The following is a 15,171-nucleotide window of genomic DNA, read 5'->3' as shown; positions in this document are numbered from 1 at the left end:
CAATGCTTGCTGTTATTAATAAAAATAGGGTAGAGAGAATATTTGAATTTGCTAAAGATGATGAAGCTGCAAAACAAGATGCCCAGCTTTTTAGAATAGATGATAAAACTATAATGGCATACTATTTCAGATATACATTTCACCCAATTAATGAAAAAGAATTATTCAAAGATTATACTTTTATAGAATATGACAGCACTATAGCATTACTTTCTGGAATAGGTGTATGTATAAGCTATGATAATGGAGAAACTTTTTCGAGTCCTTATATTATAAAAATAAATAATGAGAATGATATAATGAAAAACTTTGCGGTTAGAGGCAGTATGTGTAAATTAAATAACAATGAAGTACTTGCTCCAATATACGCATACAAAAAAAATATAAATAAAAATAATTTTAAATATCAGTGTTATATTATTTCTAGTAAAGATTTAATTAATTGGAAACTTAAAACTTTTTTAGCTGAAACTGATTTAAGAAAAATAAATAGAAAAAAGTCAAAAATAGAATATGTTGAACCTTCTCTTTTCAATTATAAAAATAATGTTATAGCTTTCATAAGAACGCATATTAATAATGAATATGCTTTTACATCTATAAGCTATTCAAAAGATGAAGGGAAAACTTTTTCAAACCCAATATCGACTAATATAAAAGGCTACCCGTTAAATCCTCTAATTTTAAGTAATGGTAAACTTCTTCTTACTTACGGATACAGATTAAAGCTGTATGGTATAAGAGCTATTTTACTTGATAATACTGATGATATAGATGATATAATAGAAAAAATTAATTATAAAGCCTTAAATGAAGAGATTATAATAGATTCTTCTATGAAAAGTACAGACTGCGGATATCCTTGGTGTGTTGAAGATAATGGTATTATATCATGCGTATATTACGGATATAAAGATAAAAATAAAATAAGAAAAATATATATGAAAAGGTTTACTTTTAATTAAAAATATAGTATAAAGTAAATATAACTATATGATAATAAATATTAATAGTGTATCGGAGGGTTTATATGGACGATAAAGATATAATGGATCCTAATGTATATCAAATAAAAAAAAATGACTGGGAAGTTTTAGAAGATGATAATTACTATATTTATAAATTATTAGCATACAAATTATCATCTTGGAGTGAGGATACATACTTAATTATAAAAATAAATAAAGAAAATCAAAATAAAGAAATAATAATATATTGGAACAGTAAAGATTTTGTATTTGCTCATCATAAAACATTTTTTAGATTTGATAATGATTTGCCTGATAATTTAGACTGCAAAGCTAGTGAAGACAGATTGAGCTCAATAGTTTTAAAACCAGATTATGTTTATGATAATTTACTTGATGCTGATATGCTAATAGTACGTGCTTCTTTAGAAAAAAGCAAAACTACAAGAATGTTTGATGTTTCGAAGTTTAGAGATATAGTAAAAAAATAAATATATAAAAAATGGTACTATGTTTTTTACAGCATAATACCATTTTATTATTTAATTACATTTTATTAAAATTCTTTTATCTTTTCTTTGTTTAGAGTTTTTATCAATTCTTTAGCAATGTTAATAGAGGCTATTATATCATCATAAGAAGCATAGCAGTAATGACTATGAGCATATCTTGTTGCTACACCTAACACCACACTTGGTGCACCTAAATTAGTTTTATGATAAACAGCTCCATTGGTAGAACCTTTTTCACGTACAATAATTTGATGAGATATATTATTTTTTTTAGCTATATCTATTGTGTATTTATTTAATCTAGGATTGGTAATCATACCGCCGTCAATTACTCTAAGCTGAGAGCCTTTTCCTATAGCACCATGAGCTCTATCTCCGTAATAAAATGTATCATCTGCTGGAGAGCCTTCAAATACTATAACTAAGTCTGGCTTTACTTTATTAGAAGCTACAGCAGCACCTCTAGCACCTACTTCTTCCTGAGCTGTCATCATTCCAACCAAATTAACATCTAGTTTTTCATCTTTTAAAGCTCTTAAAGTTTCTATTACACATAAAGCTCCAACTCTGTTGTCTATTGCCTTAGCACATATACTTTTTGTTCTGTCATCATATCTGAAATCAACATCAGGAGCTATAGGGTCTCCTATTTGTATACCAAATACTTCTTCAGTTTCATTTTTACTTCTAGTTCCAACATCAATATACATATCTTTTAATGAAGGAAGTTTTCTTTTATCTTCTTCACTCATAAAATGCGGAGGTTTTGAACCTATCACTCCTTTTACATATTCTCCGCTTGAAGATTTTATTACTACAGAGTTTGATACTATATTAGGTATATGCCAGCCTCCTAATGGTATAAAAGATATTGTGCCATTATCATTAATATGTTCTGCCATAAATCCTAATTCATCTATATGACAGTCTAAACCTACTATAGGTTTATTTTTATCTATTTTGTTTAATCCTAAATAAAGATTATTAATAGAATCTCTTTCATTATCTATAAATGCTGTGTTTTTTATTATCACTTTTATAACATCATCTTCAAAACCAGAAGGTCCGAATGCATTAGTTAAATCTTTCATTAAATTCAAAATATCATCCATGAATATTCCTTTATCAAAATATTTAATTGCAAATATAATAAATCATTTGAATAAAATATCAATTAATAATTTAGGTTTTATTATTATATATATTGTGTATTAATTTTTATTTCTGAGTATCTTCTTTATTGGTAGGATTATTCGAGTTAAGATCATGAAGTCTTTCTCTTATTTCAGAAGTAGTTTTAAGTGGGTCTTTTTCTTTCATCTTTGGTTGCTTGAATACAGAAAGTGTTTGATTTAAAATATTTTTAAAGCTGTCATCTACAATATTATTTTTAGAGTTAATATACATCATTTTAATTTGATCTTTAGTTTCTTTATCTTCAATTTTTGAAAGCATATTAATATTATGATCTGATATAGAAACTAAATACATATCATCAACAATTTCTATTATAGAAACATATCTGTTAGGTGCTAATGGAGTAGTGGCAAGTACTTTTATGATTTCAGAGGAACCAGAAACTTTTTTCGATTTATTTTTCATATACATAAATACTAAATATATTCCAACTAAAGTAACTATAAAACCAATAATAGCTTTAAAAAACATCCAGCCATTACTTACTTGGGCTCTGTTTTCTATATTTCTAATATCCTGAAGTATAGCAGGTTCATTAATATTGTTTGTATTGTTTAGCTGAGCATTGAAAAAGTTTGTTTCTGTATTTTGTATATTTTCATTAGTAATTATTTGATTAGTTATTGTGTTATCATTTGTTTCCTGAGAAAGTGCTGCCATAAAAACAGCTAGGAATATAATAGAAATTTTTTTAATCATATATAAACCGATGCGGAGAGAGCGGGATTCGAACCCGCGGTAGGGGTTGCCTACGACAGTTTAGCAAACTGCTCCCTTCGGCCTCTCGGGCATCTCTCCATAACTATATATTTTCTCAAATAGTTTTGTTATCATAACATAAATATAATTTTTAGTCAAGTTTATATTTAATTAAAGTTTATTTTTTATTAATTTTGTTCTTTATTAAGTTCAGGTATTATATATTCATTAAAATTCTCTTTTGTACAGGCAAATGACTCTTTAAATAATATTTCTTGCAAAGTATTTAAATCTTTAAATTTATATTCCTTATAAGTCAAAGCATTTTTAGCAAAATATTTATAAATATTATCTTTGTTAGGCTCATCATTTTTTAATTTATTATAAACAACTATATATGTCAGATAGTTTCTTGAATAATTTAAATTTTTTATTATTCCTATATCAAGCAGCATTAAAAATGTATCATAAGCTTTTTTAAAAATATCTAATTTTTCTTTATTATTTATTTTACCATTTTTAAATTCTATTATGTATATATTTCCATTTTCAAATTTATAAACAGCATCTGCAGATTTTGGTCTGTTATTAAAATTATATTTACTGTTATAAATATCTTTCAAAATATCACCATTAATTACAATATTATCAGCATCTGTCATATATTCATCATTTGAAGGCGAATACGAAGTTATATTGATAGTATTTTCTAAATTATTTATTTCTCTGCTTTGTATAAAATTAGATATTATCTGTTTTATATCTTTTATAATTTCATTTTTCATTATTCTATATCTTCGTCGTATTTCATATTGTTTAATATTTCTATAGGTTCATACATTTTTTTATATATTAAATCAATGTTTTCATTTACATTACTAATAATTGTATTCTTATTATCTTTTTCTAATTCTGATAAGTAAAAATTAGTATTATTATTTATTTCATGTAGTTTAGCATATCTGTTTATAGCATCTACAAAATAAGGGCTATGGCTTGTTATTATAACAATTAGATTTAAATACTTATTAAGTAATACTATTAACTCAGCGTATATTAATTGCCATTTTGGGTGTAGATGTATTTCAGGCTCGTCTAATATTAGAATATCATTTTCTTTTAGAGATGTATTTGATAGAAGCATTTTTATAATTATAAATGATTTTAATCCTGCGGATAAATTTTCAAATACTATATCAATATTATCTTCTTTTAGATAGTAAACTCCATTATTTTTTATTATTTCTCCAATAGTTATATTTTTTAATAATTTTTCTAAATTTTTCATTATATCATTATTTTTTACAGCACTGAAAATATTTTCATACATGTTTTCAGTATAATCTTTTGTAAGAGAAGCAATTAATTTTTTATCTATAAGGCTGTATTTATTTTCTGTACCGTTAATTTTATCTAATATAAACGGATTATCCATATAGTAAATATTGTTAATAATATCAAATTCCTCTTCAAATTTTATACATTCATTATTTTTAAAGTCTATATTCATTTTTTTGTTTTTTATTTCTAGTTCTAATGATGCTGTACTTTCTCTATGGTACAAATTGTTTATTTGATTTTTAAATATTTCATTAAAATATCTTTTACTTACTTCCTGCATTATTTTTCTATATGAATTTTTTAATGTTTTTTCTGCATCATTTGAAATATTATTTATAATATTATCATAAGTTTCTATATTTTTATTTTCCGAAGTTTTTTCTAAAAAAATCATAAAAATTATGGTCAAATATTTCTTTGAAAATATTTTTTTATAAATTCAATAGATATATTTTTTGTATCTTTAAAATAATTTATTTCTTTTAGAATAAGATCTAATTTTTCAATAATTCTATTATATAAATACTTATTATGTGCTGTAATATCTATAGAGTTTTTTAAAAATATTAATTGAAATTCAAATAATAATTCTTCTTCTATTTTAAGATATTTATCTTTATTAGAATCAAAAATAGAGAATAAAATCTTTCCTACAGTACTTTTTCCTGTATTATTTTCACCGCATATTACTGTTATACCTTTTAGTTGTATATCAGCCTTTTTTATTTTGGAAAAATTATTTATTGTTAATTTCATTTTGTCATTATATCATTTTTTTAAATTTATAAAAGGCTTTAACTAAAATATATTTAATCAAAGCCTTTTTATAAATATTTATATTAATTTTTTATTTAAGCATGTGTCACCCATTCATGGTCATAATTATACTCTTTGTAGTTTCCTTTAAATACCACACCTTTTACTATTAGGTTTTCATCTAGTATCACTAAGTCGGCAATATAACCTTCTTTTATTCTGCCGTATTTGTCATCTATGCCCATAACTTTAGCAGGATAAAGCGAAGCCATTTTCAAAGCCTCTTCTACAGCAGCACCTACATGATTAACTACATTTCTTACAGATTGACTCATAGTAATAGAAGAGCCTCCCAAAGTACCGTTATCATCAATAAGCCTGTTGCCGTCTCTATGTATTTTTTTACCAGCCCAAATATATTCTTTTATCTCTGGAGCAGCAGCAGGAGCTATAGCATCAGTAACTATACATATATGACCTGTTTTTAATTTGTATGCAAGCTCTACTGAAGCAAAATCACAATGCACACCATCGCATATTAAACCAGCGTACATGTCTTTAGTTTCAAGTACCGCTCCTACAGCACCGGGCTCTCTTGAACCCCAAGGACGCATAGCATTAAATAAATGTGTGGCAAAAGTTATTCCATAAGGTATTTTTTCTTTTATTTCATTGTATGTGCCGTTTGTATGTCCTACAGATACTACTTTTCCTCCCATAGCAAATGCTTCTATAACTTCTCCTTTTACCATTTCTGGAGCTACAGTAACCATTACACATTTTGATGCATTGATTTTTTTTATCATTTCAATATTAGGCTCTCTTATAAACTTCTCATTGTGTATACCTCTTTTCTCATGCGATATATAAGGACCTTCAAAATGTATTCCTAATACCCCCATTACAGATAGATCCTCTATATTATTGAATAAGTCTATAATTTTTATCATATATTCATCACTGTTAGTAATTACTGTAGGCAAATATGAAGTACAGCCGTATCTTTGACAAACTTCATTCATATTTTTTAATGTTTCAACAGTAGGAGAGGCATTAATATCATATCCGCCTATACCATTAACCTGCAAGTCTATATATCCTGGAGCAACTATTTTTCCTCCTAAATCTATTCTGGTAATAACAGCATCAACATCTATTTCTTTTTCAACGCTTTTTATAACATTATTTTCTATAACAATACAATGTCCGTCTATAAACTTTTCGCCGTCAAATATTTTAATGTTTGTAAGAGCATAATAAGATTTATAAAGCCCTTTAATAAGTTCTTTAGGGTGAAGACTTTTACTTTCCAAACTTTTAGCATATTTATAAGTTTTTACTTTCAAATCGCTGCTTGACTCTTCATCAGCAACGATTATAAGTTTTTTATGTTCCTGAAGTACAGAAGTAGGGTAGAACTGAGTAATAGCCCCCTCTACACAATGAGCCAAAGCATCGGACACTTCATAACCGCTAGCCATTACAAGTACATATTTAGCATTAAAAGCCTCTTCAAAACCTAAAGTAAATCCTTCTCTAGGAAACATCTCTATCGGCATACCAAACTTTTTTGATTCATAGCTTCTTATTATTTCGCTTATTTTTTTATCTCTAACACTTCCTTCTAGTGAGGAGCTTGGAGTATTAAGAAGAAAACTTCCGTCTTCTGCTAATGTATCTATTAATAATGTTATATTTCCTAATTCTTTTATCAAATTAGCCATTCTTTTAGCTTCTTCTTTTCTGTTTGCCACATTGCTTTCAAATAAATGGACATTCTCTCTAGGTATATCTATAAACTTTAAGAAATTATCCTCTAAATACTTTTGCGATATGTCGGAGTCTATATATTCTCCAGATGAAACTATATGTATATTTTTAAATGATACTATATTGTCATTATAAAAAGATAATAGTTTTTGATAGTATGATTTATTAACATATCTTAAAGGAAAAGATAATACGAAAGGCTTATCAGTTTCCGAATAATCTAATATGCATTTTACTGTGTAGTAAGCAGCCCATTCATAAACGCTTTCATTTGTAATAATGATTCTCATATATTCTCCTTATTATTTTATATTCTTTTCTATTTTCATAAATACAGTTTGGCTTGAAAGTCTTAAAGAAGATTCATAATCAGCTATTACAGTAACATCGCTGTGTTTTTGAAGTTTGCTTAGAGGAGAAGAATTACTTATTCCATATTCCAAACAATCTCTCAAAGAACATGATTTTTCTATACCAGATGATGTAAGCAAAACTGTATCAACAATATTTATAAAACCCATACCCATACTAAATACCGTTGTAGGTACTTCCTCATCTTCTGAAAATCTTTTTTTTATTTCACTTATAGAATGTTCGCTTAAAGTTTTAATTCTAAATAGTGAGGATAATGACGACATTCTTTCATTGCCTGCAGAAGTAGAATCTGCTGTAAGAGAATACCATATAACATCAAATCTGCCTATTTTTTTTATAATTTCAAGCTGTTTGTCCATTTGAGATTCATCACCCTTTCCATCAAATAAAAAAACATTTTCTTCTGGTATATCTAATTTTGATATAAGATTTTCTCTTAAAAAATATGCTTTGCTGTTTTTGTCAGTAGGGGAAAGCCCTATATATTCAGATTGCTGAAATATAAATATATTTTTGAAATTTATTTTATAAGATTTAATATTTTCTATTATAGATTTATAAATATCTTTTGTATCATATTCGCTTGAAACGGATATATATTAATTTTTCTTTTTTTCCTGTTTCTTTTCTAAAAAAATTGAGAATATGTTTAGCTGTAAAATCAATATAGTCTTTATATGAATTAGCAATATATATATTCATTAATAAGTCCTTCATTAATATGAACTTATTATAACACTTTCCCTATTTTCTGTATATACTATATTGTTTATTTTATTTGTATTATCTGATGTATTTTTGTAGTTTGCTATGTTTATATTATAATCTTTATATCCTGCTTTAAAGTTTAAATTTGTGCTTGTAAAGCTGTTTATAGTAATATTAGTATTAATAATATTTCTTCTCATAGCTATAGGAACATTATTTTTAGGCATTGTCTTTACTATTACCCAAGGCTCAAATTTTTTTATGTTTTCTTTTGTAAAAACTTCGGCTCTGTATAATATATTATTTCCTATATTAGTTTGAATAACTTTATATTCTAATTCATTTTGAGATAATATTTCTACGTATGTAGATGAATAATTACCTTCTATGATAAATTTATTATTTTCAAGCACCATAGGAAGTTTTGAGTTAAACGCCCATTTATATTTATAACCATAAACATGGTACTCTCTAGTGATGTCAGGCAAAGCTTCAATATCTTCTTTTATTATTAGAATATTAGGTTTTAAATAATAAAATCTTCTGTCATAATTTTTGAGATTTACAGAATAAGTATACTGCTGATTTGCTTTAGCATGTGCATAAAACATTTTGTAATAATTTGTTATGCTTTCTATATATGAATAGCTTCCAGTATTTTCTTCTATTTTTTCATTATCTATAGATATACCATTATGAAAATCCGCATCTTTAAATAATTCATAATTATTAGTATCAAAATTATATCCTAACTCATCAATTATAGAATCACCATAATTATAATAAACAAAGCTCATTCTGTCATTATGATTAAGCCCAAAAGATGTGTCAGCATTTCTGCCCTTTGCATATACGGCTAAATAAGGAGCATTAAGAGTTTTTATATTTTCATTATATATAGCAGTTTGTATTTTTTTTAATAGCAATGTTTCATATTGAAATTCTGGATTAGAAGGAACATTGTCTCTAAGATAATAATTATTCCACATTAATACATAAGGCAGATATCTTAAATTTACAGCCTCGCTTTGTGCAAATACTGCATAATTTTTATATAATGGATTTGCACTCATTTTACTTAAAAGCTCCATAACAGCACTTCTAGCACCAGTATCAAATCTTAATTTGCTTCTGTTATCTATGGCAGTGTATCCTATAGGTAATGTGTATCCTGAAGGATATCCTACTATAGATAAATATTTTCCTATATTTTTAAAAGATTCTAAACTGAAAGCATCAAATATTCCAACATTTTTTAATGATAATGCATATGTAAGTATCGGAAGAATAGTGTCAAATGCCTCGCTTATAGAAGATTTAAAACTGCCGTCTTTTTCAAACATAGAAAATATCATTCCGTTAATATAATTCATTGAAAAATAATGCCAATTTCTAATTTGATCCTGATTAACATTTTCATTAAGCATATTTATAGCTATTAATCCTAATGCTGAAGCGTATTTTATGGTGTCTTTTTTCCTATACTCTGCAGGATTTTCAGCTATATAATTATAAAGAGTCTCTCCGTATTTAATAAACTTCTGCTTCATCAAAACTATTTCTTCTGGAGAGAACTCATCATACATTAAATCAAAAGGCATAAGAAGAGAATTAGCCAATATAGTAACAGCATCTGTTTCTTTATAATTTGGTATATTTGCTTCATCTAGGTTTACTATATCCCTTATCATCTGTTTAATTTCATATTTTAATAAATTATTATTAGGTTCAAATGCAGCTTTTAATGACATAAGCATAGTATGAGAAGGAAGGTCTTCAAAGTGTAATTTATTAGTATCATCAGTATTTGTGTACGATATATTATTAACCGACCATTTTCCCATACTGGCAGATGTGTATAATTTGAATGCATTTATATTTCTAAGTAGGGTAGATGCTTGAAGACGGTTTTGCCTGTATAGTAAATTGTATAAAACATCAAATGTCTGTTTATCTATAAATACAAATGGTCTTTTTATATTAAATGTTTTATTTGTTATTGGTATAATCTTTGTACTGCTATCATCTATAAAGAAATGATAAACTCTTCTTAAATTTGTATCTCCGTTTTCGTCAAATGCTATATACCATTTACCGTTTTCTAATTGATTTGTCATAGAAAAGAAACTATTATTTCTTAATGTGTATTCATATCTTGAAGAAAAAGAAAGTTCCTTTGATACCGATATTCTTGTAAAAGTAGTTCTTTTATTCACCATTATAAAAGGAGGATTGCTTTTAGCTATATGTCCGCTTTCTGGAAGTATTAAGGCAATATTTTCTCTTGAAACTCTTTTATCTTCATTTTCTGCTATTGCTATCTTTACTGTGTCTTTAGTGTCAGTACTTCCTATACTTTTTATACTTACAGAAAGCTCATCAATTTTATCTCTTTCTAAAGGAGGATTAAAATTGGTGGCGTATATTGTAAGGTTTATATTTCTATTAACTAAAGGATTTTCTATATTAAATGTTTTTTTGATATTATTTTCATTTACTTCTATATTTAATTGTATGGGTATATTATCTGTGTCTATATTGTAAGTTAATATTATACCATTTTGTATTTTTACTGATTTACCATATTTTAATGATATATATTTAGGGTATTGTTTATTATATTCTGGGTAAATAATAGTATATGAATTATCTCTTTTATCGTAAACGGCTTCTATTTCTCTGTCATATATTTTCTTTTTAGAACAGGAAAAGATAATAGGTATTATCAATATTATTAATACAATTTTTATAATTTTTTTCATTACTATTTTTTATATCCCAAATATTTTTTGTACACTATTCCATTCTTACTCTATGAAGACCTCTTAAATAGTAAGTAATATCTTGTATATTTTTATCTATCATTTGTTTATATTCATCAGGTATATTTTGATCTCTTATAAGTTTGAACATTTCGAGACCTTCCTGCAGATTGCCGAATAAACTTATTCTAGCAGCATTTCTTAATATTCTTTTATATTTAGAATAGTATGTATTTTCTGGCATATTATCAAAACCATAAGTAATTACAAGTTTTTTCTCATAATCATCTATATCATCTAAAAGCTTCATTCTCATAGTAGGAGTTTCGCTTGCAGGTTTAAGCTGAGTTTCTGGTTTTGCCAATTTAGCACTTTCTTTAGGAGCTTCTACTTTTACTGTAATATTAGGCTGCTGAGCTGGTGTTTGAGGTGCTTGTGATGCATCCTGAGGAGCTGCAACTATAGTCTGTCCACCTGAAGGAGGAGTGTATCCCTCATTAATTTCTACACGGCTGTTTTCTATTTTATCTATAATAGTAAAAGGTCTTTTGCTTAAATTTTCATCTTTGCTGCTGTCAGAATCTTCAAGTCTGTTTTCAACTAGATTTTCTAACTCTTCAGAGGCTTTATTTAATCTCTCTTCTCCTTCCGACATTATAGGCTCTGAACTTTCTTTTTCAAGCTCTTCTCTTTCTTTTTCTTTCTGCTCTCTGTAATCGTCCATAGCAGCACATAATAGAGTAGCTAATTTTGTTATGCCTTCTTCTGTTTTGGCGTCCATATTAGAAAGTAAATTGCCGTTTTCTTCATTATCCTCTTCATCATCAGCAAGATAGCTTTTTTTCATTGTTGAAGCTATATCTTTTGCGGAGCTTTTTATATCTCCTCTTATTTCTTTTAATTTTTCTTCTTCTTTTTTTAGAAGTTCTCTTTTCTTATCTAATGCTTTTGATTCTTTTTCTATTTGTTTTAATATCTTTAAGTTTTCTTTATATTGTTCTTTATCTTCTTTTGATAATTTATTAGTGTTTTTCTTAGCATTTTTTAATTCGGATACTGCTTCTTTTAATTTTGCTTTTAATTCTTTTTTCTCCTGTTCAGATTCAATTAATTGTTCTCTTAGAGCTTTTATTTCTTTTAATGTTTCTTTATCTGTTTTGGCTGTTTTTGATTGAGTTGCAGATTTTGATTTTAAAGCTTCTTTTGCTTTTTGTTTTAGCTCTTCATTTTTTAATTCTATTTTTCTTTTTTCTTCTTCTAGTTTTTGATTAGTTTTTTCCAATTTATCTAATCTTTTTTGAAGTTTATTAATTTCAGCATTACTGCTTTGACTTTTTGCAGGTATTGATTTTTTTGCTTCTAAATCCTCTATGATTTTTTTATATTTATCTTCTATTTTCTTTTTTTGTATGTCTACTACTTTTTTATATTTTTGATTAAGTTCTGCTATTTTTTCTTCAGACTGTTTAAGTTTTAATTTTAATTCTTCAGACAATTCTTTGTATGAAATTCTTACCGACACTTTTTTTTCTGATTCTGCTTTTTTTACTGGTTTTGCAGCTTTAGTAGTTTTTGATACCGCAGAAGTTTTTTTAGCTGTATTTTTTTTTGTATCTATTTTTTTTACTGCCATATAAAGTACCTGCCATTATATTTTAATCCTTATTATTGTTAACGGAAAAATTAAAATTTAATAAAGAAAAAATATTTTTTATTTAATATATTATACATTAAATTTAATACTTTTAAACACTTGAAAAATATTTTATAAATGATATAATTATATGCAATTATTTTATAAAAATAAAACTTTTAAGGAAATATATATGAATGCTTTGCTTACTTTAGGAATAGTTGTTTATTCTATAATCTGTGTATTATTAATATTAATAATTATTATACAAGGCGGTAAAGCTGAAGGTTTATTTTCAAGTGCACAGGCTAATGTTTTGGGAAGCCAAAGAGGAAATGCCTTAACTAAAGCTACTACTTTTCTTTCTACTATATTTGTAGTAGGTGCTCTTCTTATATCTGTTGCTATAAGTACTCAGAAAACTGCTTTTGAAAATGTAACTACTAATACAGCTACTACTCAGCAGCAAAATACTCCTTTGTCTGCTCCTACTAATACTGGAACTTTACCTAATAACACTGTTTCTTCTAATCAGTAAAATATATTTTTTAATGCTTAAATAGTATTTTATTTAAATTTCTTGTAAAATTGTAATATTATATCTTTAGCATGTAATTTTAAATTTATAAATTAGTGCTTATCTTTATTAAAAATATATTTATAAATTGATGAAAATTATTATCACTATTTAAACTAGTTTTGAAATAATACTATTATTTTTTTGCTTAAAAAAAATTGCATACTATTTTTTAAGCATGCAATTTTCTATTTTATATTATAATAATAATTATCTGCTTATTAAATACGCTCCTATTTGAAAGCCTATATCAAAAGCAGCTATCGATTCTTTGTTTACAACTATATCTTTTAAAAGTCCATTTTTATCTATATTGATAGGAAAGTCATAATTTGCATAAACTCCCAAAGACATCATAAATTTCCCTTTTGTTTTTATTAAAAAGTCAAGAGAAACTTTAACATAAGGTATATAAAAAGTTTCAAATGAATCTTTTATATCTCCAAAATCTAATGAGTATTTGTTGTAGCTGTATGCATCTCCTTCTTTAGAATATTTTAAAGATAATGGAATTTTTATGCCTCCTCCAACACCTATAGAAACAAAACTAATATTAAGTCTTGGAAATAATCCAAATGATATACTATTGAAATCATAATTTTCTAAAAGTCTTCCGCCATTTACATTATATTTTAATTCATATTTATCTTTATTGTATCCTATATCAAGAAGTAATGCTGTAGACAAAAAATCATCATATCCCCAAAATACACCAGGCTGAAATGAAAAAGATGTTTCAAAATCCCTAAAGTCAGTTGTAAATACTTTATTTCTGTTAGCTGTAGTACTGCTTGCACCTAAACGTCCTACAAAACCCGCAACAAAATCTGCAGCGTAAATATTATTTAATGGTACTAAAAATGTAATACTTAACAAAAAAACTATTAATTTTTTCATAAAAATCTCCCTCAATAATGATAGTCTCTATTTAGATTTATGTTTAAATAATAACCAAATTGAACTCCTATATCAAAAGCACTTATAGAATCCTTATTTATTATTGTATCTTCTATATAGTTATTATATTGGAAATAAAGCGGAAAATCATAATTTGCATATACGCCTACTAATAAATAATTAAATATAGTAAAGTCAATGGATACTTTTATATATGGTATTATAGCTCTTTCAAATATATCGTTTAAATCTCCGAATCTAAATCTATAACGCTTGTATTTATTATATGATTCTAATTTGTAAGAAGCATAAACAGGTATTTTAACTCCTCCTCCTGCTCCTAATGACATGAAGCTGAAATTAAATCTTCCATATCCTCCAACTAAAAAACTTTCAAATTGATAATTCTCTGTAGCTCTTTTCCCGTCTATTGTATATTTAAAATCATAAGCATCATGACAGTATCCTAAATCCAAAAGTAGTGATAAAGACATAGATGATGATAAATCTTTATTAATACCTATTGAAAAAGAAAGTCCGCTGTCAAAATCTCTGAAACTTGATGGAAATATTTTTGATGAGTTAGTATTTGCTCCGCTAATGCCAAATTGACTTACAAGTCCGATTGCTAAATTAATAGCATTTAAATTATAGCTAAATGCTAATAGTACGAAAAAACTTGAAAAAAGTAGACTTTTTCTCAAAATATAAACCCCCATTTATAATTTGTACCTATATATAGTATACTACAAAAAATATATAAAGTCAATTAAATAAAATTATAATAAAAAATATAATGTATATATAATTGTATGTAAATATGAAATTTCTGTACTTTTTTATAATTGCAGCTATTATATTATGTATATAATTAGCAATTATTATAATATAAAAAACGATAATAAGTGTATCTGAAAATAATGATGTATAATTTTTAAAGTAAAATATAGAAAATATTATACAAACAGTATTTGAT

At 26.0% G+C, this 15,171-nt stretch carries 14 protein-coding genes and 1 tRNA gene; 3 read left to right on the top strand and 12 right to left on the bottom strand.

What is annotated here, in order from left to right; translation table 11 throughout:
• The first annotated feature begins 2 nt into the window (after positions 1 to 2).
• Complete coding sequence (locus KQ44_RS05580) at positions 3 to 965, top strand: sialidase family protein (RefSeq protein WP_240516499.1); 963 nt, start codon at positions 3 to 5, stop codon at positions 963 to 965.
• A gap of 65 nt (positions 966 to 1,030) precedes the next feature.
• The gene (locus KQ44_RS05575; protein ID WP_096736582.1) at positions 1,031 to 1,459 is read left to right on the top strand and encodes a hypothetical protein; all 429 of its coding nucleotides are present in this window, start codon (positions 1,031 to 1,033) and stop codon (positions 1,457 to 1,459) included.
• A 65-nt stretch (positions 1,460 to 1,524) separates the two neighbouring features.
• On the opposite strand, the gene KQ44_RS05570 is transcribed toward KQ44_RS05575, so the two are convergent.
• The 10 genes from KQ44_RS05570 to KQ44_RS05525 all read right to left on the bottom strand — a co-directional run bounded on the left by KQ44_RS05570 (position 1,525) and on the right by KQ44_RS05525 (position 12,721).
• A complete protein-coding gene (locus KQ44_RS05570) occupies positions 1,525 to 2,592 on the bottom strand; it encodes a M42 family metallopeptidase (RefSeq protein WP_096736581.1) in 1,068 nt (355 codons plus the stop codon).
• A 106-nt stretch (positions 2,593 to 2,698) separates the two neighbouring features.
• Positions 2,699 to 3,376 carry a flagellar biosynthetic protein FliO gene (locus tag KQ44_RS05565; protein WP_096736580.1) on the bottom strand — a complete coding sequence of 226 codons (678 nt, stop codon included), beginning with the start codon at positions 3,374 to 3,376 and terminating at the stop codon, positions 2,699 to 2,701.
• 13 nt (positions 3,377 to 3,389) lie between these two features.
• Positions 3,390 to 3,475 (bottom strand) — tRNA-Ser (locus KQ44_RS05560).
• An 89-nt stretch (positions 3,476 to 3,564) separates the two neighbouring features.
• Entirely contained in the window at positions 3,565 to 4,161 is a 597-nt protein-coding gene (locus KQ44_RS05555) for a hypothetical protein (protein WP_096736579.1), read from the bottom strand.
• Positions 4,161 to 5,111: an AAA family ATPase gene (locus tag KQ44_RS05550; RefSeq protein ID WP_096736578.1), complete on the bottom strand. Its 951-nt coding sequence runs from the start codon at positions 5,109 to 5,111 to the stop codon at positions 4,161 to 4,163. Before KQ44_RS05550 ends, KQ44_RS05555 begins: the two co-directional genes overlap by 1 nt.
• 11 nt (positions 5,112 to 5,122) lie before the next feature.
• Positions 5,123 to 5,473 (bottom strand): AAA family ATPase, encoded by a 351-nt coding sequence (locus KQ44_RS15390; protein WP_096736577.1) that lies wholly within the window; start codon positions 5,471 to 5,473, stop codon positions 5,123 to 5,125.
• A gap of 95 nt (positions 5,474 to 5,568) precedes the next feature.
• Positions 5,569 to 7,533 carry an N-acetylglucosamine-6-phosphate deacetylase gene (nagA, locus tag KQ44_RS05540; RefSeq protein WP_096736576.1) on the bottom strand — a complete coding sequence of 655 codons (1,965 nt, stop codon included), beginning with the start codon at positions 7,531 to 7,533 and terminating at the stop codon, positions 5,569 to 5,571.
• A gap of 12 nt (positions 7,534 to 7,545) precedes the next feature.
• A complete protein-coding gene (locus KQ44_RS14865) occupies positions 7,546 to 7,977 on the bottom strand; it encodes a hypothetical protein (protein ID WP_240516498.1) in 432 nt (143 codons plus the stop codon).
• A 357-nt stretch (positions 7,978 to 8,334) separates the two neighbouring features.
• Positions 8,335 to 11,088, bottom strand: a complete 2,754-nt coding sequence (locus KQ44_RS05530) for an RNA polymerase subunit sigma-70 (protein WP_096736575.1) — start codon at positions 11,086 to 11,088, stop codon at positions 8,335 to 8,337.
• A 34-nt stretch (positions 11,089 to 11,122) separates the two neighbouring features.
• On the bottom strand, positions 11,123 to 12,721 hold the full coding sequence (locus KQ44_RS05525) for a hypothetical protein (protein ID WP_096736574.1): 1,599 nt from the start codon (positions 12,719 to 12,721) through the stop codon (positions 11,123 to 11,125).
• Positions 12,722 to 12,914: 193 nt separating this feature from the next.
• Between KQ44_RS05525 and KQ44_RS05520 the strand changes: the two genes are divergently transcribed.
• Positions 12,915 to 13,259 (top strand): preprotein translocase subunit SecG, encoded by a 345-nt coding sequence (locus KQ44_RS05520; protein ID WP_096736573.1) that lies wholly within the window; start codon positions 12,915 to 12,917, stop codon positions 13,257 to 13,259.
• 249 nt (positions 13,260 to 13,508) lie between these two features.
• Here the strand turns inward: KQ44_RS05520 and KQ44_RS05515 are convergent, their stop codons facing one another.
• Together KQ44_RS05515 and KQ44_RS05510 are read right to left on the bottom strand one after the other, a co-directional pair.
• Positions 13,509 to 14,195, bottom strand: coding sequence for a hypothetical protein (locus KQ44_RS05515; RefSeq protein ID WP_096736572.1), 687 nt, complete (start codon positions 14,193 to 14,195; stop codon positions 13,509 to 13,511).
• 11 nt (positions 14,196 to 14,206) lie between these two features.
• A complete protein-coding gene (locus KQ44_RS05510; protein WP_096736571.1) occupies positions 14,207 to 14,914 on the bottom strand; it encodes a hypothetical protein in 708 nt (235 codons plus the stop codon).
• Positions 14,915 to 15,171 lie beyond the last annotated feature (257 nt).

The organism is Brachyspira sp. G79 (assembly GCF_002379365.1).
Classification (GTDB): domain Bacteria; phylum Spirochaetota; class Brachyspiria; order Brachyspirales; family Brachyspiraceae; genus Brachyspira.
The sequence above is the reverse complement of the archived record's forward strand: the minus strand, read 5'-3'. Positions and strand labels throughout refer to the sequence as shown.

Bases quoted from the DNA above. Each gene is read 5' to 3' on its own strand.
- KQ44_RS05580 (WP_240516499.1), top strand. From the start codon at position 3: ATGCTTGCTGTTATTAATAAAAATAGGGTAGAGAGAATATTTGAATTT.
- KQ44_RS05575 (WP_096736582.1), top strand. From the start codon at position 1,031: ATGGACGATAAAGATATAATGGATCCTAATGTATATCAAATAAAAAAA.
- KQ44_RS05570 (WP_096736581.1), bottom strand. From the start codon at position 2,592: ATGGATGATATTTTGAATTTAATGAAAGATTTAACTAATGCATTCGGA.
- KQ44_RS05565 (WP_096736580.1), bottom strand. From the start codon at position 3,376: ATGATTAAAAAAATTTCTATTATATTCCTAGCTGTTTTTATGGCAGCA.
- KQ44_RS05555 (WP_096736579.1), bottom strand. From the start codon at position 4,161: ATGAAAAATGAAATTATAAAAGATATAAAACAGATAATATCTAATTTT.
- KQ44_RS05550 (WP_096736578.1), bottom strand. From the start codon at position 5,111: ATGATTTTTTTAGAAAAAACTTCGGAAAATAAAAATATAGAAACTTAT.
- KQ44_RS15390 (WP_096736577.1), bottom strand. From the start codon at position 5,473: ATGAAATTAACAATAAATAATTTTTCCAAAATAAAAAAGGCTGATATA.
- nagA (WP_096736576.1), bottom strand. From the start codon at position 7,533: ATGAGAATCATTATTACAAATGAAAGCGTTTATGAATGGGCTGCTTAC.
- KQ44_RS14865 (WP_240516498.1), bottom strand. From the start codon at position 7,977: ATGGACAAACAGCTTGAAATTATAAAAAAAATAGGCAGATTTGATGTT.
- KQ44_RS05530 (WP_096736575.1), bottom strand. From the start codon at position 11,088: ATGAAAAAAATTATAAAAATTGTATTAATAATATTGATAATACCTATT.
- KQ44_RS05525 (WP_096736574.1), bottom strand. From the start codon at position 12,721: ATGGCAGTAAAAAAAATAGATACAAAAAAAAATACAGCTAAAAAAACT.
- KQ44_RS05520 (WP_096736573.1), top strand. From the start codon at position 12,915: ATGAATGCTTTGCTTACTTTAGGAATAGTTGTTTATTCTATAATCTGT.
- KQ44_RS05515 (WP_096736572.1), bottom strand. From the start codon at position 14,195: ATGAAAAAATTAATAGTTTTTTTGTTAAGTATTACATTTTTAGTACCA.
- KQ44_RS05510 (WP_096736571.1), bottom strand. From the start codon at position 14,914: ATGGGGGTTTATATTTTGAGAAAAAGTCTACTTTTTTCAAGTTTTTTC.